Annotated in this window: 20 protein-coding genes and 2 pseudogenes; 13 read left to right on the top strand and 9 right to left on the bottom strand. The window is 36.3% G+C overall.

Translation table 11 applies throughout. The features are described 5' to 3' along the window. The first annotated feature begins 405 nt into the window (after positions 1–405). From NST76_RS12140 to NST76_RS12125, 4 genes are all read left to right on the top strand, one after another. Positions 406–1,641 (top strand): acyl-CoA dehydrogenase family protein, encoded by a 1,236-nt coding sequence (locus tag NST76_RS12140; RefSeq protein ID WP_271910085.1) that lies wholly within the window; start codon positions 406–408, stop codon positions 1,639–1,641. Next, on the top strand, positions 1,638–2,414 hold the full coding sequence (locus NST76_RS12135; protein ID WP_036117118.1) for an SDR family oxidoreductase: 777 nt from the start codon (positions 1,638–1,640) through the stop codon (positions 2,412–2,414). Before NST76_RS12140 ends, NST76_RS12135 begins: the two co-directional genes overlap by 4 nt. 12 nt (positions 2,415–2,426) lie before the next feature. Then, positions 2,427–3,470: a phosphotransferase family protein gene (locus NST76_RS12130; RefSeq protein ID WP_330493274.1), complete on the top strand. Its 1,044-nt coding sequence runs from the start codon at positions 2,427–2,429 to the stop codon at positions 3,468–3,470. Positions 3,471–3,820: 350 nt separating this feature from the next. Further along, a complete protein-coding gene (locus tag NST76_RS12125; RefSeq protein ID WP_036117114.1) occupies positions 3,821–4,039 on the top strand; it encodes a DUF3955 domain-containing protein in 219 nt (72 codons plus the stop codon). A gap of 34 nt (positions 4,040–4,073) precedes the next feature. Here NST76_RS12125 and NST76_RS12120 read toward each other — a convergent pair whose 3' ends face one another. Then, on the bottom strand, positions 4,074–4,559 hold the full coding sequence (locus NST76_RS12120) for a tetratricopeptide repeat protein (protein WP_058843653.1): 486 nt from the start codon (positions 4,557–4,559) through the stop codon (positions 4,074–4,076). Between the two features lie 591 nt (positions 4,560–5,150). On the opposite strand from NST76_RS12120, the gene NST76_RS12115 reads away from it, so the two are divergent. After that, the gene (locus tag NST76_RS12115) at positions 5,151–5,996 is read left to right on the top strand and encodes an alpha/beta hydrolase (RefSeq protein WP_036117103.1); all 846 of its coding nucleotides are present in this window, start codon (positions 5,151–5,153) and stop codon (positions 5,994–5,996) included. 97 nt (positions 5,997–6,093) lie between these two features. Here the strand turns inward: NST76_RS12115 and NST76_RS12110 are convergent, their stop codons facing one another. The 4 genes from NST76_RS12110 to NST76_RS12095 all read right to left on the bottom strand — a co-directional run bounded on the left by NST76_RS12110 (position 6,094) and on the right by NST76_RS12095 (position 9,630). Next, the gene (locus tag NST76_RS12110) at positions 6,094–6,525 is read right to left on the bottom strand and encodes a hypothetical protein (RefSeq protein ID WP_036117101.1); all 432 of its coding nucleotides are present in this window, start codon (positions 6,523–6,525) and stop codon (positions 6,094–6,096) included. Positions 6,526–6,666: 141 nt separating this feature from the next. Then, on the bottom strand, positions 6,667–7,248 hold the full coding sequence (locus NST76_RS12105; RefSeq protein ID WP_036117099.1) for a GNAT family protein: 582 nt from the start codon (positions 7,246–7,248) through the stop codon (positions 6,667–6,669). Positions 7,249–7,263: 15 nt separating this feature from the next. Beyond that, positions 7,264–8,130 (bottom strand): effector binding domain-containing protein, encoded by an 867-nt coding sequence (locus tag NST76_RS12100; protein ID WP_036117097.1) that lies wholly within the window; start codon positions 8,128–8,130, stop codon positions 7,264–7,266. A gap of 306 nt (positions 8,131–8,436) precedes the next feature. Beyond that, on the bottom strand, positions 8,437–9,630 hold the full coding sequence (locus NST76_RS12095) for a Ger(x)C family spore germination protein (RefSeq protein WP_342543919.1): 1,194 nt from the start codon (positions 9,628–9,630) through the stop codon (positions 8,437–8,439). A gap of 331 nt (positions 9,631–9,961) precedes the next feature. Here NST76_RS12095 and NST76_RS12090 point away from each other — a divergent pair, with 331 nt between their 5' ends. Both NST76_RS12090 and NST76_RS12085 read left to right on the top strand, forming a co-directional pair. Then, positions 9,962–10,126, top strand: coding sequence for a hypothetical protein (locus NST76_RS12090; protein WP_244504829.1), 165 nt, complete (start codon positions 9,962–9,964; stop codon positions 10,124–10,126). 287 nt (positions 10,127–10,413) lie between these two features. Further along, positions 10,414–10,626: a hypothetical protein gene (locus tag NST76_RS12085; RefSeq protein ID WP_342543917.1), complete on the top strand. Its 213-nt coding sequence runs from the start codon at positions 10,414–10,416 to the stop codon at positions 10,624–10,626. A gap of 805 nt (positions 10,627–11,431) precedes the next feature. Here the strand turns inward: NST76_RS12085 and NST76_RS12080 are convergent. The 3 genes from NST76_RS12080 to NST76_RS12070 all read right to left on the bottom strand — a co-directional run bounded on the left by NST76_RS12080 (position 11,432) and on the right by NST76_RS12070 (position 15,542). Then, on the bottom strand, positions 11,432–12,595 hold the full coding sequence (locus tag NST76_RS12080) for a Ger(x)C family spore germination protein (protein WP_036117094.1): 1,164 nt from the start codon (positions 12,593–12,595) through the stop codon (positions 11,432–11,434). A gap of 883 nt (positions 12,596–13,478) precedes the next feature. Then, positions 13,479–13,991 carry a hypothetical protein gene (locus NST76_RS12075; protein WP_101966725.1) on the bottom strand — a complete coding sequence of 171 codons (513 nt, stop codon included), beginning with the start codon at positions 13,989–13,991 and terminating at the stop codon, positions 13,479–13,481. A gap of 129 nt (positions 13,992–14,120) precedes the next feature. Then, positions 14,121–15,542: a VanZ family protein gene (locus NST76_RS12070; protein WP_101966724.1), complete on the bottom strand. Its 1,422-nt coding sequence runs from the start codon at positions 15,540–15,542 to the stop codon at positions 14,121–14,123. A 296-nt stretch (positions 15,543–15,838) separates the two neighbouring features. Here NST76_RS12070 and NST76_RS12065 point away from each other — a divergent pair, with 296 nt between their 5' ends. The 6 genes and pseudogenes from NST76_RS12065 (at position 15,839) to NST76_RS12040 (ending at position 19,449) form a co-directional block, all read left to right on the top strand. After that, positions 15,839–16,561, top strand: coding sequence for an SDR family NAD(P)-dependent oxidoreductase (locus tag NST76_RS12065; RefSeq protein ID WP_101966723.1), 723 nt, complete (start codon positions 15,839–15,841; stop codon positions 16,559–16,561). 40 nt (positions 16,562–16,601) lie between these two features. Then, a pseudogene (locus tag NST76_RS12060) lies at positions 16,602–16,715 on the top strand (short-chain dehydrogenase); the annotation flags it as partial. 274 nt (positions 16,716–16,989) lie between these two features. Next, positions 16,990–17,190 (top strand): cold-shock protein, encoded by a 201-nt coding sequence (locus NST76_RS12055; protein ID WP_004225195.1) that lies wholly within the window; start codon positions 16,990–16,992, stop codon positions 17,188–17,190. A 579-nt stretch (positions 17,191–17,769) separates the two neighbouring features. Next, the gene (locus tag NST76_RS12050) at positions 17,770–18,249 is read left to right on the top strand and encodes a GNAT family N-acetyltransferase (protein ID WP_342543915.1); all 480 of its coding nucleotides are present in this window, start codon (positions 17,770–17,772) and stop codon (positions 18,247–18,249) included. A gap of 257 nt (positions 18,250–18,506) precedes the next feature. After that, positions 18,507–18,875: a hypothetical protein gene (locus NST76_RS12045; protein ID WP_342543914.1), complete on the top strand. Its 369-nt coding sequence runs from the start codon at positions 18,507–18,509 to the stop codon at positions 18,873–18,875. A 293-nt stretch (positions 18,876–19,168) separates the two neighbouring features. Further along, positions 19,169–19,449, top strand: a pseudogene (locus NST76_RS12040) (hypothetical protein). 194 nt (positions 19,450–19,643) lie between these two features. Here NST76_RS12040 and NST76_RS12035 read toward each other — a convergent pair. Continuing rightward, positions 19,644–19,979, bottom strand: coding sequence for a helix-turn-helix transcriptional regulator (locus tag NST76_RS12035; protein WP_036117079.1), 336 nt, complete (start codon positions 19,977–19,979; stop codon positions 19,644–19,646). Between the last annotated feature and the right edge of the window lie 110 nt (positions 19,980–20,089).

Here is a 20,089-nt window from a genome sequence, read left to right as displayed (position 1 = left end):
CCCCTAGGAGTGACGCTGGCTCTACTCCAATTAACCATATGTAAAAATGTCTTTTCCTTCTCTTTCATACGAGCCGTAGTGAACAAAATAGCCCTTTATTTTCAATGTGAAGAAGTGGTAAGTGACAACACATCTCCATAAAGGGTAGTGAATAACTTCACTTTAGTTGAAAACCTTGCTAAAAAGAAACATTTATATGAATTGGAGTGGAAGGGGGATAGTGAGACAGGCGAGCCTCTAAACGGAGCGGAAGCGGCTCGGCGCTCGCCGACAGGAAAGCAAGTAGCCTGCAACGGAAATCCATTTTCACCTTTCACAAAAATGCTATGGATGGTTTTGTTTTTCAACACGATGAAAATGAATTTTCATTCATTTTTAAAGTTCAAGCAAAGGGGGTATCTTCCAATGAATTTTTCTTATAGTGAAAAAGTTGTGAAGTTACAGGACAAGCTAACGAATTTTATGGAGCAATACATTTATCCAAATGAGGCTGTTTATGCAGCGCAGGTAGAGGCTATGGAGGATCGTTGGGGAGCGATTCCACCCATTATGGAGGAATTGAAACAGAAGGCACAACAGGCGGGATTGTGGAATTTATTTTTGCCAGATAGTGAATATGGAGCAGGATTAAGCAATTTAGAATACGCCCCTTTATGTGAAATTATGGGACGTTCACTACTGGCACCAGAAGTGTTTAATTGTAATGCACCAGATACTGGAAATATGGAAGTGCTTGTACGTTATGGCTCAGCACAACAAAAAAAGCAATGGCTTGAACCATTGTTACGAGGAGAAATACGGTCATGCTTTGCGATGACGGAGCCCGCTGTTGCATCTAGTGATGCTACCAATATAGAGGCGAGCATTGAGCGAGATGGCGATGAATACATTTTAAATGGCCATAAATGGTGGACGACAGGTGCTGGGGATCCTCGCTGTAAAGTGGCCATTTTTATGGGTAAACATAAGGATACAAATGCCCCTATCCATGAGCAACAGTCTATGATTCTCGTACCGATGGATACACCAGGGGTAAAAGTAGAGCGTATGCTGACTGCTTTTGGCTACGATCATGCACCAGAAGGACATGGTGAAGTTACCTTTACCAATGTACGCGTACCAGTGGACAATATTTTATGGGGAGAAGGAAAAGGGTTTGCCATTGCTCAAGGTCGACTAGGACCGGGAAGAATTCATCACTGTATGCGTCTCATCGGTGCTGCGGAGCGCGCATTGGAGGAAATGTGTGTGCGTGTTCAGGAGCGACAGGCGTTTCATCGACCGTTGGCAGATCAAGGAGTAATGCGTGAGCGTATTGCTGAATCTCGTATGGATATTGAGCAAGCAAGACTTTTAACATTGAAAGCGGCCTATATGATGGACACAGTAGGCAATAAAGAGGCTAAAGCTGAAATTGCTATGATTAAGGTAGTGGCACCAAATATGGCACTAAGGGTTATTGACCGAGCCATCCAAGCATTTGGTGCGGCTGGTGTTGGGCCAGATACGACGCTTGCTGCACAATGGGCAAACTCACGAACATTACGTTTAGCAGATGGTCCTGATGAAGTACATCGTAATACCATTGCTAAATTAGAATTGAAAAAACATGCGAAAAAACAAGAGGAGCTGATGAAATGACGGTCCTAGAGTTATTTAGCTTAAAAGGTAAAACAGCGATAGTGACAGGTGGGGGACGGGGACTCGGAGCGCAAATTGCTCAAGGATTTGCAGAGGCTGGGGCCAATGTCGTCTTATGCTCAAGAAAAGTGGAAGCGTGTGAGGAGATTGCCATAGCACTTGAAAAGCTAGGTGTTCAAACATTAGCACTAGCCTGTGATGTCACAAAACCAGAGGATATTGCTAATGTGGTGGCTAAAACGATTACTACATTCGGTAAAATAGATATTTTAGTCAATAATAGTGGTGCTTCATGGGGGACACCTGCCATTGATATGCCCTACGAAGCCTGGCAAAAAGTATTTGATGTCAATGTCAACGGGACCTTTTTGATGAGCCAAGCAGTGGGCAAAATTATGCTGGAGCAGAAAAGCGGCAAAATTATTAATATTGCTTCCATCGCAGGACTTGGGGGCACACTTCCCGCCTTTATGGATACCATTGCCTATAATGCGAGTAAAGGGGCCGTTATAACCTTAACGAAGGATTTAGCTGTTAAATGGGGACCACACGGTGTCAATGTCAATGCGATAGCACCTGGATTTTTCCCAACGAAAATGTCCAATGTTTTAATTGAACGAGGACAGGACTATTTGATGGACGTTACACCGTTAAAACGTTTAGGCTCAGAAAATGATTTGAAAGGTGTGGCGTTATTTTTAGCAGCACCAGCTTCAGACTATGTAACAGGTGATGTCATTGTTGTAGATGGGGGCATGAGCTCTATCATTTAGGGAGGGAATAAAATGGATACGATGCAAGTAAGGGCAAGTGAGCGTTTAGATGTGGACAAATTACATGCCTTTTTGGCAAGCTATTTTCCTGAGCTACCACAGGGTGAACTTGAAATTTCGCAATTTAGTGCAGGGCATTCCAATTTAACGTATTGTTTAAAAATAGCTGATTTCGAAGTCGTTCTTCGTCGTCCACCGCTTGGACCAGTAGCCAAGAAAGCACATGATATGAAGCGTGAATTTACAATTTTATCAGCATTGCATCCGTTTTTAACAGCGGTTCCAAAGCCATATGTCTATGTAGAGGATCGAGATGTTATTGGTAGCGACTTCTTTTTAATGGAGCGCAAAAAAGGTATTGTTCTCGATACGCATTTTCCAAATGGGACAGAGCCAACAGAGGAGCTAGCCCGTCAGTTGTCCGAAATGATGGTAGACTCTTTAGTGGCGCTTCATGCCATTCCCTACCAAGACACAGCGTTAAAGGATATGGTGAAGCCTGATGGATTTATGGAACGACAAGTTCATGGCTGGATAGAGCGCTATGAAAAGGCCAAAACAGCAGAGCATGCGGAAGTAGCTATTTTGACAGAGTGGTTAAAAAATCATATTCCTTCCAATAATGAGGCAACCATTATTCATTATGACTATAAATTAAATAATGCGATGTTTTCTGAGGACTATGCCGAAATGATTGGCCTTTTTGATTGGGAAATGACGACGGTAGGGGACCCATTAGCCGATGTCGGTGTAGCAATGAGCTACTGGATGCATGCGGATGACCCGAAAATGTTGTTATATGCACTGGGAGAACCACCAGTAACCATTTTACCAGGCTTTTATACGCGACAACAGTTTATTGAACGATATGCGGAGAAAAGTGGGCGAGATGTTTCGACTATTCATTATTACTGTACATTTGCTTATTTCAAATTAGCCGTTATTTGTCAGCAAATTTATTATCGTTATGCTAAGGGGCAAACACAGGACGACCGCTTTGCTCAGTTGGATAAAATGGTCGCTGCACTCATACAACAGGCTTCTAAATCGATATAAATTCTAAAAAACGGTTACTTTTTACTAAGTAACTGTTTTTTTATTGCTCTCAATAACAGATTATCCGACATTATAAAATATAATTATTTATAGCTACTCGCACCAACCCTTCTTAATAGCCAAAACAACACACGTAAAAAAATTAAGAGAGATGGAATGTATGTTCTTATTTTATCACATATGCCTTCTTTTTGCGAAAAAAAGGATTTTATATAAAACAACAATATTTTATTGTTTATCGATAAATAATTGTTGACTTAGAATGTGTATAAAGCTATTATAACAATAGTGAATAGGTGTTTGATAATTGATCAAATACAAATTTAAACAAATAGATGGAGGAAGCAACAATGAAAAAATATTTACTAGCTACAATTCCAATGGTACTTGGGGTTTTATGTTTATTTATAAAGGGGATTATTGGTGATGAAATATTAGCGGATGGAACGATCGTGGAGAAGAATTTCTTTTTCATTCCATTAAGCTATCTATTTTTCTTTAGTGGCATACTGACATTCTTATTTATGGCCCTTTTTTCAAAAATAAAAAATATGAATGTCGCAAAATAATGCTAAAACAGGCCCTAAATAGGAGCCTGTTTTTTTACGACCATATTTGATCAAGTTTATCGCTGTAATAGTGAATAGCTTTTTTATAATCTTGAATGCCCTGATGATTGGTTGTACGTAATAATGTCTGAAGTAATGTCTCCATCGATTTTACATGGTTGCCAAGATTGTAAAGTGTCATGGCATAGAAGACCTTGACATGCTCGGCTTCAGGGAATTCGTGAATGGCTTGTATAAAGATTTGTTCGGCTTGCTCATATTGCCCTAATGTCCGATAAGTGCTACCTAAACCAAGATAAGCATCTATTAAAACATCTGGTTCCAGTCCTAATTTAATCGCTTTTTCATAATGGGGGACTGCCTCCTTTTCTTTTCCTAAAGAATCAAAGGTCCAGGCACATTGAAATTGATAGTAAGCATTTTCAGGATGTTCCTTGACTAGTCCCACCATCAATTGATTTGCTTCCTCAAGCTGTCCGTTTTTTCTCAATGTGATAAGATGTGCTATTTGTTTATCCATATTATTAACCCTCTCGTTATATTTTATAATAAATTACCATTCGCGAAAATAATCTTCAATCAACAATTCGAATGAATCTACTAATAGCCTCATTTCTCCCGAATCATGATAACAAATGAAAACCTTACCTGATGAATCGATAAAAATGGGATTGCCCTCACCATCCATTGAAAAGACATAGCTAGTGTCTAGAATGTTTGGAGATAGAACATCTTTGTATTGGTGACGAAAATCCAGGGTTAGTTAAATCGACAAAGGTTTCGTTTCCAATACTAGAGCCATTAGAAAAAGCATGAACTGCTATTCCAGCATAGGCACCCCCAAATATTTCAATGAATGTTACATAATCAGCATGAAATTGTACATGAGGTTGCTGCTGATCTTCTTGGCTAGCTGGAGTGCCTACTAAGGAATGCTGATCCTTTTGTTTATTATACATGATCTCGAATTGCTAGAAACCTGTAGGAATGGTATTGTTTATGTCATAGTAACATTCATGAGGTGATAGAATGCTAGAGCGTTCAATGGAAAAGACACGGGAACATCAAGAGGAAAGGGAGTGATTAAACAAAACAAGAAAAGAGGATTAAGATGATGACTTATCAAAAAATAATTTGTGATGGATTTGAATTAAATTATTGTATAAAAGGGCAAGGTCAGCCGATTTTGGTGGTGGGTAGCAGTGTTTATTATCCGCGTTTGTTCTCTGAAAACTTTTCCCAACATTTTCAGCTTATTTTTTTAGATCATCGAGGATTTGGCAAGCCAACTCGTGCATTTAAACAAGCTGATTATACATTGGATAAAATAGTGGAGGATATAGAGCATGCAAGACAAATCCTAAAGCTAGATGACTTAATTATTGCAGGGCATTCGGGGCATGCATTTATGGCGGTGGCGTATGCCAAAGCCTACCCTCAGCATGTTCAAAAAATGATCCTATTAAATACAGCAACAACGAACAGCCAAAAGAGACAGCAACAAAGTTTGTCTTATTTTGAGGCATATGCAAGTGCGAAGCGTAAACATCAATTTCAGCAGGATATTGCTTTATTGGAACAGGATCTAAAGAGAGAACCTGAACGACGTTTTGTTCATATGTGTATTCGGATGGGTGCACATAGCTTTTATGATTACACATTCAACGCTACCTCTACATGGGATGGCGTGTATCCGAATATGGAAATCATTGATTATCTTTGGGGTGTAGCTTTTGCTGAGCAGAACCTTTTACAGCAAATACATCACTTAAACATGCCGATTTTTGTCGGTCTAGGTAGGTATGATTATTTAGTTGCGCCTGTATCATTATGGGATGCAATGGAGTGTACTCCTCATGTAAAGAAAGTTATTTTTGAAAAAAGTGGTCATAATCCTATGCTGGAAGAACCTGAATATTTTGATGAACAATTAATTGCATGGATAAACGAAGGATAGTTATTTTTGGCTGGTGATGCTTTTATAGCAAATAACCAGCCTTTTTCCTTTCTTTAACCATAAAAAAGGCTACTCCCAAAAGGGAAGAGCCAAAGTATTAGCTTGCAGAACAAGCTTTGCGTATCGCATCAATTTGTCGACAGTCAATCATCACAGGAACGGCTTGATCATCTATTTGAAGGAAATACCCACAGCAACTTTGCGAATCAAGATAGATAAAGTAAATACTTAAAAATTGACAGCCGTTCGAGAGGTATACATCGACTAAAGTTCCAAGTTTAAAATATTCTAAATGATGGCAAATACAACTGTCACACTGCTTTTTGGCTTGCTCCTTCTTCTTATATGTTTTTTCATATTGGGGGCTATTATAGTATTTGATTGTATATGACTCTTCCTCATCCACATGATGATCGATGTCAGAATAGTAACCTGAGCAAAAATTCTTTGAGGCACAATAGCATTTAGCAAACTTATGATAATTATTAAACTCCCAATTCATTCGTGTTAAAGATCTGTTTTCATCCATTCCTTAAACGCTCCTTTATGGTTTGAATGTCTTGCTAGCACGAGGCACCTATTTCTAATCTATGTCAAAGAGCATTTGGGAGATGGTAAAATGTCCAATTGTTTGTAGAATAAAAGAAAAGACTAGACTCACAAGTAGAGTCTAGCTTTGCAGATCATGTTTGCAATCGCCTTGCAATAAACTATATATTTCTAAATCGACAACTCCTTTACCAGACCATAATGAAGCTTGTCTCAATAGACCCTCTTTTAAAAAGCCATTTTTTAGCAGGACTTTTTTCGAAGGCTCATTTAACGGCATGACCTCAGCTTGAATTCGATTAACATTTACATCCTCTAATAAAAATTTCACAATGATTTCGACTGCCTCTGTAGCGATGCCTTTGCCCCAAGATGTCTCAGCTAAATAGTAACCAATTGTTACCATATCTACTTTTTGATTAAAGTCCATTGCTTCGATAATACCTACTAGTTTTTCACTTTGTGATTTTTCGAAAATACCCCATTTAATTCTGCTTTTCTTCGAATAATCTCGTTCAAAATGAGCAATCATTTTTTGAACAGTTTGTAAGTTGTGTTTTGGGATGATTCCGCAGTACTCAAATACTTTGTCATTATCATAAATGGCAAATAATTCTTGTAAATGGGATTCTTCTATTTTTTTTAATTCCAAAGTTGTTGAATGTAAGATTGGGAATTGTTTAAATACTTTTTCAATAATCATTGATGTTGCTCCTTTTTATTCTTTAATGGGAATGTATATTGTCATCTTCATATCATGTGGATAGATAGATTGCATGACATCGGTTATTTCAAAATCAGGGCCTGCATCTCGCTCATAATTAGAGTTTGGTAGCCATACTCCGTAAATGTAACGTCTTGTATTTTGAATTCCTTCCGCAGTGCTATTCAATGTGAATTCCGCATATTTACCAGCAGGAATTTCAAGGTGAACGAAGCCTTTCTCTAATTGCTCCTCAAAGCAATGAACTTCCTCTCCTACAATAAAGGAAAATTGACCATCCTCTTGAAAACCTGTAGAAATGCCATATGCCATATTAGGGGCTACCTTATGTGAGATTCGCTCATAATACTGCTGTTGGCCAAAATCTAAATAAAAGCTTGGGATGTCTGCATAATACTGATCGTTTTGTAAGGACGTTTTGTATTCATAGCCAGTGATACATTTTTTAGGTAATTGAAGTATTTCTGGTCGCTGCATAGGGAGTTCTCCTTCCAGTTTATAATCCAAAAAGTTCATTTTGGTTAGAAGTGGTATGGAGTTGGCTTCTTTTCGGTACTTAGCAGGTGTGACGCCAAAATATTGAACGAATGCTCGTGTAAACGCCTCTTGAGAACCATATTGAAAGTTGATCGCAATTTCCAGTATGTTCTTGGGAGTAGTTACTAATAGAGAGGCCGCTTCAGAAAGCCTTCTGTTGCGAATATACTGCTGTACCGAAAATCCTGTAATAGCTTGAAAAAGTCGTTGGAAATGAAATGCAGAAAAGTAAGATTGGGAAGAAATAGCTGTGATCGTTAACTTTTCCTGTAGATTGTCCTCAATAAACTCTATGGCGTTTTGTATTCTTTCAAAATAATCCATACCATCATCCTTTCTCGACTTAATAGTACTGTTTCAGCGAAAGTGTTTTTTGATAATTTGTGCTAATTTGTACATTAAATGGTCATCAACATGAAATCAATAGAAATATTGAATTAAACGTTCAATTCAAATTTACAAGATAATGATAGTTAGCTCTATGTTCCCATTTTTCTTTGGCATAATATGTTCAGCGAATTACACGTATCTTAAAACAACCTAATCAAGAAACGTCACTCATTACATTTGAAGCGGCTGTTAATGGAAATGACCAGCACTCTGAAAAAGAGTCTGGTCATTTTTGGTTGCTTAATTTAGTTTTAATTTTGTAGCAGTCCCGATTCCTTTTGTATGAACATCGACCTTAATACGAACAGTTAGCTCGGGATAAAGGGTTGGCCAGTCTTTTTTTATTCGATTCCATGCATGGTAGTCCTCTCGGTGTAGCACTTCACTAAATTTTAAAATGTCGGCTTGATAGGTTTGTTGGATCGTATGAAGCGTGCGTTCTAAGCTCTCTTTAATTTGTCTACTCGTCTCTTTATTTAATGCATCGATAGTTTCAGGTTTCGTTAAATCCAGATGACAACCTACCTCAGCTATGTTTTGGTCAATATCAAGTTGAATCGTAATGGAAGGGCTGTCATTTTGAAAATGGCCCGTCACTTTTGTTGAAGAATTGATAATTTCTGTCGATATTTTTCCTTGCTCAGGGCAGGCAATATTTTCAAACGTGCTTTTTATATGATTGTTTAAAAAATTATAATCTCTGCTTTCTTGTTCGGTTAAAAAGCCAATTAGCTTATAATTTTTAAAAACGGCCATTCCACCATATTGTAATTGTACAGGGCTCTCAATTTTTTCTATATTGCTAATAGATTTTCCAATATCCGCATCTCCGAGTATTTGAATAGAAGGTAATACGGCACTATGATCAATACCACCTAAAGATTGGACTAAATCATCTAAAATTACAGATTCTGTCGTTCCCCATGCAGCTTCTGAAACCTTTAAGGATTTAAACATTTTACTGGCAGGAACATCCTCTAGCGGTGTTAAAACACTTAAAATTTCTTGTGCAGTCGATTCTTGGGTAACGATAATGTTAAATTCGCTCCGACCCTCAGCATCTCTTTGAAATAAATCCAAAATGCTATTCATTCCTTCTTTAGCCATTTCCTCTCCAATAATAATGATCTGAGCATGTGCATAATAAGGCTTCCTTGGCGTTAGCGTTGTTAATTTTCGAATGGCATCAAATAAGGATTTTCCCTTTGCGTGATAGGTGAAAACAGGAACTTGAAAGCTGGTTGCTTTGTTCGAGGCTACTTGACTAGGGTTAACGATTTGAACGGAGATTTCAACAAGCTCGTCTGATTTATCGACCCCAACAGCCGTAACAATGGCTAATTCGTTTAACTCTCGTTTATTCCAACAGCCACCTAGCAAGAGAATCACGCTAAGCAGTAGGATGAAAAATAGTGTGTGTTTGATGATGGGCACCTCCTCTAGGAAAAGGGCTAAGTCATTTCCGATACTATTAAGGATAAGCAAAAGCCATGCAAAATAATCGATATCGACGAGATTCTTTTTGGAGGAAAGTAAAGTATGGAAAGGGAACCTGTATGTATAAAAGCGAGGAAATGGAGGAAATGGCAATGAAGGAAATAGTAATAGGTGTAGAAGCTATTTTTATCTCGAACCCAAATTATCGGCAAAATGGTATGAGGACATATTGCTTTTAAGCTTCTATATAGGACGGGGCAGCTGTCATGATAATCGCTAAACAATGTCCAACCGTCACTTGCTTAGTAAAAGCAAAGGAACATCAGCCATGATGTTTTCCAGAGAAATATTTTGGGTTGGTAATTTTAATTACATGTCGCGCAATATTGAAGAGACCTATCAATTTTTAGTGGATCATGATGTGAAAGTCAATGCTCTAGGAGGGGAGGGAAAAACAAAAGATGGAAATCCTTTAGGGGTTTATCAATCATAAGCGGGTCACTGCATGAACAGTGACCCTAGTAACAAGTCTTGGAGGTGTAAGGCTAATTAGCTTTACACTACTATAGTATACTGATTCTCTATATTGAAGTAGTTAATTGCCTGGGAAATAGAGAGAAAATTGAGAATTATGAAAAATGCTGTTCAACCCCAAAAAAAGGAAGTAGCAGTGTACCATAGGCTTTCTATAAATTATGTGATGGAACAACTGGAAATGGTGAGTTTCATGACACCTTTTATAGTAACCATTCACCAGACAAGCTAGGCATTCAATACAGTGTGAAAAATAAAGGCACACAACAATTTAGTTGGAAAATGATTGACTCAGATGGCAAGCTATGGGCTCAAGGGACATTAGCAGCTGAAAAAGCACATACGGCAATACTGGAAAAAGGAAGCTATACTATGCCAGAAGGAATGTATTCTATGTCCATTATTACGATAGATGGTGCGGAGGGCATGTTTGATTTTGTTGTAAAATTGGTGGAATAAAAACTTTTTAAAATAGATGTAACTTTTTTAAAACATCACTCGTCTAACTCATTAGTAGAATACAAAAACTAAAGCAAACTAGTAACATTCACTTTTCACAAAGGGACCAGGAGCACATTTTTCGTGTTTTCCTGGTCTTTTTGTGTAGCATTATCGATTTTTAACGAAAAAATGAAACCTTTATGGAATTTAGACGTATTCTTAATTGAATCAAAAGCTAAGCAAAATTAGTAAGATTCACTTTCACTAAAAAGGCTAGGACCCACATGAGGATGTAGGGATCTAGTCCTTTTTGTATATTTGTATAGTGATCAAGAAGATTTTCATAGTGTTGAAAAACAAAACAAGCAATAGAATTTTAGTAAAATAGCATCTTTTTCAACAATATGAGAGGACCAGCGCTCATGGAGAGTGACTGGTCCTTTTGTTTACTTGCTCTGCAAAGTATTTTATAGAATAAACACTATAAAATTTGAAAGGGCAATTTATTTTCTCGAAAAACCATTAAATCCCCTTAAAAGTTTATTGGAAAATATTTTAACTTGTTCAGTGCTCCAACTTATCGTAGTATTATAACGAATCAAAACTAAGCAAATTAGTAAGATTCACTTTCACAATAAAACCAGATGCTCCTCAAAGATGAGCACCTGGTTTTTTGTTTTAGCGGTCAACTATCCATATTAGCTGATATTTTTAATTTGTAGTAGCATACAGACAACAAATCAATCCGTCAGAAAATATGATGCCTCCGATCATTCTAAAACAGGCTATACAGCTTTCCATCATGCTGGCAGCTATAGGGGTCTTATTCTTCAATGGTCTCTTCATACGTTTTACGACCCGGGTTTATTTTTGTTACTTGGATCGTTATGTCCCCAATGGAATCCTTTGTTAAAGGGATTTTTCCATCTTTCTCTAACTTTTTCCACGTCTTGACGTTGGAGCGATAGAGATACTCTGAAAAACGATAAATATCAACGTCCAACTTTAAACCTTCCTCATAGGTTGTCAATATTTGTTTTTTTACTTCTTTTATAATATTGGCTCTCACCTCATCAGAGTTTATTTTTCCTTTAAATCCATTCAAGGTAGCACGCAAATGAATCGTAATATCAAATGTCACTTGATTATTCTTAATGACAGGCTTCACTTTGACATCTAATTTATCTAAATCAGCGGTTAGATAATCTCTTTCGCCACCTTCTAATTTAAAGGTGACCTCTCCGCGACTAGTTTCATTATGCATCCATTGATTGCCTTTTGCTGCAGAATTCTTAATAAAGCCTTTAAAGCCATCCTTTGAGAGAATTCCTACACCTGAGAACGTTGTTTCTTCAACTTCTTCATCCATCGTTTCCCAATCTTTCATGATGGACACGTAGGGGATACTGACCTCATGGCTCGGTTCATTTAAACCAATAATTAAATTTCTTAAGTTTTGAGGCTCAATAAAGGATTCTTGTTGCGTTGTATTGACAGGATTACTTAATTTTGAAGAAGTCAGAGAATTTCTTAAAATCGGTGTGATAAGCATGACATCTTTAATGGGGTCCGTTGTACTGTAGACCCAAATATGATAACGAGTCTCTCGAAAACGAATGAACGTATCAATCACAGGGATACTTCGTTCATTTTCCATGGCTCGTTCTGTAAAGAGCAAATACCTCATATGCCCCCAAAAAATCTCCTGGTCAGAGGAACGATACAATTTATAAATTGCTTCTTCCACGGTTTTACCTTCAGCAAAGCCTACTTCAGCAGGTGCAACATTGCCACTAGGCTGATCGGATTTCGCTACATCAGCAAAATTAATAATTTGTAAATAAACCTTGTACTGATTATCCTCATAATCTACCCCAACGGCATTGACATAATACATTCTTTGAGGCTCCGTCACATCCCAACAACCGGTCATAAAAAAGGCAGACGTTAAAATGAATAGGAGAAATACGATATGTTTTTTTGTCATCATGTCCCTACTTTTATATTTGGTTAGTTATCAAATAGTTTTGACAAAAATATAAAGATTTATAAGTATGAATGTTGAATAGAGAATAGGCTATGAAGGATATGAATATTCGCGAAGAGAAGTGAAATACTCGCGGAGAGGAGTGAAATACTCGCGAAGAGGGGTGAAATACTCGCGAAGAGGAGTGAAATACTCGCGGAGAGGAGTGAAATACTCGCGGAGAGGAGTGAAATACTCGCGGAGAGGAGTGAAATACTCGCGGAGAGGGGTGAAATACTCGCGAAGAGGGGTGAAATACTCGCGAAGAGGGGTGAAATACTCGCGAAGAGGGGTGAAATACTCGCGAAGAGGAGTGAAATACTCGCGAAGAGGGGTGAAATACTCGCGAAGAGGAGTGGATTCTCACGAACGGAGTAAATAACTTATAGCGCGGTACAATATAAGAGAATGTGTTAATGTAAGTCGCATTAACACACATCGTTTACTTATTTATTCTCTACTAATATGATTAAAAACATGGGTCTCCATTAGTTTATCCTACATTGCAAGAATATATTAGTATGTCCTCTGGTTCTTCCATGAAACTGATTATTAATACTGTCTGAAGTAAGCAGTGGAATGCATGGACAGTGTAAGATGATATTTTCGGTAACTTCACGACACATTATCACAGAGGAACATTCGTTTTTCCTGAACCTTTTGCAGCATTTTTCAGAAAGATCCTCAGCTAGTACAAATTTTTTATACACTACAAACCCAGTAAAATAGCTCCCATCTCTAAAAAGGTAGATATGAGAGCTAAATTCCTATGGTATCGCAGCAGTTGTAACCCAGTTAAGTTATGGCTATTTGAAAAATTCAAGAGATATTATGAACGCTCCAACTAACTCAATTGAATAATGGACAAGGAACGATTCGCGTAGTTAGCGATTGGATTGGCCGATGAGGCACTTACTCCTACTAGATCGCCTGCGGATAATGAAGCTTGAACAACATAGGTAGAACTGCTTCTATTTAACACATTAAAAATAGCGAGACCATCTAGAAAAATGGGTTGTCCGTTGACGGTAATACTAACTGTAAAATAGGATTGTAATGGATCAGGTTCTACTGTCGTTTGAGCATTTATCGATATCGCAATTTGATAGACGCCATTGCTTTGCACTACTAATTCATTTCCAGATGGACTTACTGTTACATTAGATAAAGGGCCCACTTGCTGAAATGGAATAGGTGCCGCAATAGGGGATATAATTTCTAAGGTGTCACCTCTTATGGATCCATAACTTAAGACACCAATATTGGGTGTGGGAACAGGACCAGGAATAGCAATAATTTTGGGGAAAGAGTTTGTTTCTTTTTGACAACAGCCCATATTTATATGTTTATAAGACATTAACTACCCTCCTTTTTATTTACTAAAGGTAGTATATTCGACACTTAATTCAGTAATTGGACGAACACCTAAAGCCCAGTTACTCATATTCGAGCCTGGGCTTTTCTCATGTTTGGAGAATATAAAAAGCTATTTTCTTGCCTGAATCAAGGTGAACCAGCTTTTGCCATTCAATGTTCCGGAAACATTGTAAACAGGCTGATAGAAACCTTTTGTATCATACATATGCGTAAGCTCTATTAATTCTATAGACAGTTGATCGCCTTTTTTTATTGTAAGTTCTTCGTCTGTTACGAGTGCATTATATTTTATTTGCGGAAATTCGCCATTCTTAATACGTTCATACACTTCTGTAGGGGACAAAATGTTTACTTCCGTTATAAATTGATGGTTACGTAGATTAGATGATAAGGAATATACATCGCCATCTGGTTTCAGCCCAAGACTTACTTCCCCAAGCCAATAATCTTTGTTGATATTAGCGCGATCTGGAAGTGTCCATTCTAATTCACCATTCTCCCATACAGTAAACTCTGCCTCTTGAGGGAGGAGAGCAAGTTCGTCCATTATTGCCTTCGCCTTGTTAACAGAATCTTGTCCTGCTGCTGTAGTTTGGTCAGGTGTATACAGATTCTCTGTTAATGACCAATTGCCCTGTGAACTGATAAATAATGTATAAGGATTACCTGTGTTGTCTGCCAATAAAATTTCGCGATCCCCTCTATTTTCCGTTGTACTCGTTACGGATAAACCTAGTTTTTTTTGCAGCAAGGTTTCAACTTCGTCATTCTTCATTATTTTCTTATACACGGGGGCAACTGTGGGTGCTGTACTTAAGTCCAATGAAGTGGAGACATCAACACCTGACATATTCGATTTTGTATAGGCATTTATTGCAAGATGACCAAACTCTTGTTGGTTGTAGACAATCATCATCCCAACAAAAATCAAACCCATTATGAGTGGGATGGCCAGATTGCCAATTAGACTTTTTATTTTTACTTTTTTATGCTGAACAATGGAAGCCACAAGTCTATATAACTGGTATCCGATAATCCCACCAATTGAGTTGTTGATTAAGTCATCAAGCTCGAAAATTCCCGCTCCTGTAAGTGTTTGATATGTTTCAATGGATAATGTAGCACTGACGACTACGAGAAAAAGCCACTTGAATAGTTTAAATTTAGGGAAAAGCAGGGGCAAGAAAACGCCTAATGGTACAAACATTAAAATATTAAAAATACAATTTTGAAGATCTCGTAACGAATATTTTTTCCATGCATCGATATAACCACTAAATGGTTGGAGATTCATCTGCAGAAAATGAGAAGAGCCTCGGCCAATAATTGTTAACTCACAAACAAAAACAATATAGCCGATGAAGAGTGCTCCAAGCATAAGTTTTTTTACGTGGTTTCGTTTCCGAACGGATGGTTCCTTTTTATTATAAAAGAAATAATAGAATGCAATGAGTAAAAACTCAACACCAATAATAATCATTACTGGCAGCATTAAAGATTGAATGTTATTGATAATTTCTGTTACGCCCAATTTAAAACGCTCCTAACTGATGATTTAGCTTTTCTTGATGTAATATTGTCGACTTTCCTTATTGTAAATGGAAATTATTAATAATTATTGAGAATATTTATGAAGATTTCTTAAGATTTTGCATCAGCTATACAGGCTTAGGGTGCTGATTTTAATCCCCTAGTGTGGCGTCGTTAATATAAGAGCAAAAAAGGCAGAAGTCAAATTACGTTTGTCATAGCAATAAACCACTTTCATTGCTGTATAACTCTGTAATTATTATAATGAATAGCAATAACTGGTAAGGAGATGGTGGAATGAGTAAGAATTTCATTATATTTGGAGCGAGTCAAGGACTGGGTGATGCATTTGTCAAAGGTTTACCCGTCATGGGAGACTCTGTATGGATCGTGTCACGTTCTCGACCTAAAAGCTTAAATCTCAACGATGGTGTCAATCGTCATTGGCTCGCTATTGATTTGTCCAATCAGCAATCAATTCCAACTTTAAAAGAGAAGGTAAAAGACATTCCTTTCGATGTATTAATTTACAATGTTGGCGTATGGGAAAAGCGTGGATTCGAGGATGACTATACATTTGATTTGGATGAGGTCGTAGATATTTCAAACATAATCAATATAAATTTAACTTCTACAATTACATATATCCAAGCGCTTTTACCAAATTTAAGACAAGCGGAAAATGGAAAAGTGATTTTAATTGGCTCAACAGCGGGCTTAGATCACACGAACAATGCACAAGTTTCATTTGTTACATCTAAATTCGGCTTACGTGGCATTACCAATGCCCTTCGTGAACATTTAAGAAAGGATAAAATTTCTGTCACATGTATTAACCCAGGGGAGCTAGCAGCAGAAGTACCTTATGAAGAAGGGGCAGAGAAAGCAATTCATTTATATGAAGGGACTCGTATTCCTGTACAAGATATTGTATCAATTGTGCAATGTGTCATCCATTTATCACCTGTTTCATGTGTAAAGGAAATTACTATTCCTGCAATAACGGATTTGAATGCTTGATGATCGCCTGTTGCTCAGAAAGCATTGTAGCGGGAGTTAATCTTCTATTTGCAATCGAATAGGGCGAATAGAGGATATTGCCGATGCAGTAACGTTTCTGGCTTCCACTGATAGCAGCTGGATAATAAATGTTTCTGATGATTTTCGTTTATAAAACGCAATAATACTGTGAAGTTCCGATAAGGGGAAAAAACATTGCTTTTCATGCCTAACCTCAAGAAAAAATGGATATTCCAAAATTTAAACAGTTTAGGACTAGACAAAGGTGATTTTACATGGTATATTGTATTCAATAGAATCATCCGAAAAAAAAGATGCAATGAATTCACATATTACAAAAAGTAATCGTGTTTTGATAGATGCTTTTTGTGATATGTGTTTTTTTATGAATGTGATTTTATTTAATTTGATTAATGGAGGTCATTTACATGACACAAGGTACAGTAAAATGGTTTAACGCAGAAAAAGGTTTTGGTTTCATCGAAGTTGAAGGCGGACAAGACGTATTCGCTCACTTCTCAGCTATTCAAGGTGAAGGTTTCAAATCACTTGAAGAAGGTCAAAAAGTTGAATTCACAGTAGAAGAAGGTCAACGCGGACCACAAGCTGCTAACATCGTAAAACTTTAATTTTTAATGAAACATACCACTCTTAATTGAGTAGTATCAGACTGCTGACAAACTCAAATTTGATGTTTGTCAGCAGTCTTTTTTATAAACGAAACTAAAATCGTGAAGCAGCTATCTTTTATCAACTATCTTACCTCTGCTAAATACACCTCTTCAATCAAAAATTCCTTTTTATGTAATTTCGCTATTTCTTCTAAAGTTGAAACACACAAATTCTTAAAAGTTTATGAATTCAGGACAATTAACAAAAGAATAAAATAAATAATTAATGAAATAAAAATGGAAAATCGTCTTTTTTTCAGGTTGAATCGATGTCTTGAATTAGTACTCATATCTCGTACAATGCCGTTTTCTTTAAACATGTTACAATACTCGCATTTCTCCAGTACTGAACCTTCTCTAAATTAAGCAATATCATATTCTGAGACGTGTCCCATCACAGAATCCAGCAGGCGAAACAATCCACTGTTAAATAAGAAAATTTTTACGTCGTTATTATATTTCGGAAATTTCAAATAAATGAATGACCAAAACCTAATTAAGTGGTAAAGTATAGAAAAATGAATGGAGAATGATCTTATGGAAAAATGGAAAAGGGTTGAATTAAAGCATTTTTCAAGTGAATATATGAAAGAATTGAACTCTTTTGTACTTACAGAAGAACAAAAACAATTTTCTGCTCTTCCAAGCAAATTTGGAGAAATTAATGAAGGACAGTATCGTATTGTCATTTTAAGTGATAATACACCAGTGGGTTTCTTCCTTCTCAATGCAAATGAAAGAGTAAAGAAATACTCTACTAATTTGAATGCTATGTTATTAACTGCATTATCAATTAACCATACAGAGCAAGGAAAAGGTTACGCAAAACAAGGAATGACCTTACTTGTTGAGTTTGTGAAAGCAGAATTCCCTAATTGCGATGAAATTGTTTTAGTTGTAGACAAAGATAATATACCAGCACAAAAACTATATTTTAAAGTAGGATTTGAAGATACAAATGAGAGACTAATAGGACGAATCGGCGAAGAAATCATCATGAGACAATTCATAAAATAAAGTTAGATCACAAATAAAATCGTCACTAGAGCTGATTTTATATTTTAGGATTAAATTTTTTAAAGTTTGCGAAAAGATTTCCCTCCTTTGATATTTTTCATGACTTTAATAGTAGGGAAAGACAGACGATTGTCTACATAGGTAAACTTTCAGCGAAGAAATGACAACATGGCCGACCCAGAGTTGCTGTGTTTCTGGGATTATGGAAAAATATTGAAATGTACCGATTTGCTGCTTATGATGGAGGTGAGTATGAAATGTATAGTAATACGGCAAATATGCTTAAACAGACGACAAATCTTATCGATGCATTGAATAAAATAAAACAAAACCTATCTTTTGTAAAATTGTATATTAATAGCGATAGAACACTGGCAATCTATTTTTTAAGTAATGCATATAGTGACTTTAATTTATTCAAAACTATTTACTTATCTGTAACACCTGGTGATCAAACAATTGATGAGTTTTTAGAGAAATATGAAAAATTCTTTGTAGAAGTAAATAAATACTTAGAGGTTTTTACTGATAATAGCGTAGTTGAAGATAGACTTCATAAGGAAGTATTGTTTGCAATCAATGAATTAGAAAGATATCTGTTAAATCTGTTGGATTTGTATAGATAAATACTTAGACATTCCTTACACAGAGGGATGTCCTTTTATTTTGCAAAGCAATTAGTATATTGTCGTAGGGAGATAAAGCAAAATATAATTTTATTATTAAGTAATCACATGTCTATGCTTTTACCTACCCAGTAACATTGAGCAGCAAATGCAGGAGCTAAATATGAGAAATGAATAGAAAGATTTGCTTTTGGAATAATGATACATGGAGATTTTGCAGGATTAAAACTCATTATCGTTTAACGAAGTAATTTATTTTGAAATCAAATATATAAATAGAGAAAGGAGGAAAAATATTGTTACATATATCTAAAAAAATAGGAATAGTAAGTTGGGTTGTGACCATTTTATATTTTGTGATAGAGCCTATTTTTATTATGACTGCACTTGTACCCTATAATTTTATGCAACAAGCTATGAGTGATCTAGGAGTAACATCATGTGGGAAGTATACATATTCAACATTCTTTTGTTTTTCTTTCCATTGCCAGCAGGTCTATTACAAAGACTTTATTATGGTGTGATTTTCTTGTGGGGTACTGTGCTCACAATTTTATTAAGTTCATCAGAATAAATTATAAAGCCCAGATATTCAGTTAACGTACCGTAATTGTTAGGTAGTGTCTAGCAATTGAGGATAGTTTAAATGAGTACCTGGGCATGTTTAATGATGTATTGATTTTATAAGGAATAATGGTAATCAGTAAAATTGCAACCTTTCTGTAAGGGACTTGCGGAGTGCTCACTATTTAAAAGGTTAACATTAACTCACTTTTCCATTATCGATTTATTTTTTGTATTCCACATTTTATAAAGCTCTCTATCAACAAGGACTAGTTCCATACCTAATTCACTTGCATATTTAGTTAAGGTTAAAGAGGATGGAATAGAGCTAAAGGTTTCCATTCTCGAAATAACACTTTTGGATAGACCAGTTCTCTCAGCCATTTCATCTTGACTAATATTTTTTTCTATTCTTTTATTTAATAAAGTAAAAGCCAATTTAATTAGCTGTTTTTCATCTTGAGAAATCATTTCATCTTCTATTAATTCATAATAGCGAAGAAAAATTCTTGGTATTATTCTCATTGAGTAATTTTCCAATTGCTACACCTCTTTATTAATCTCTACTATTTATAGAGTGGTTAATATTAGACATTTTAGCTCGTCTAATAAATAAATTTTAGTAATTCTTTATAGTAAAAGGATTACTA

The organism is Lysinibacillus sp. FSL W7-1291 (assembly GCF_038593415.1).
Lineage (GTDB): Bacteria > Bacillota > Bacilli > Bacillales_A > Planococcaceae > Lysinibacillus > Lysinibacillus fusiformis_D.
The sequence above is the reverse complement of the archived record's forward strand: the minus strand, read 5'-3'. Positions and strand labels throughout refer to the sequence as shown.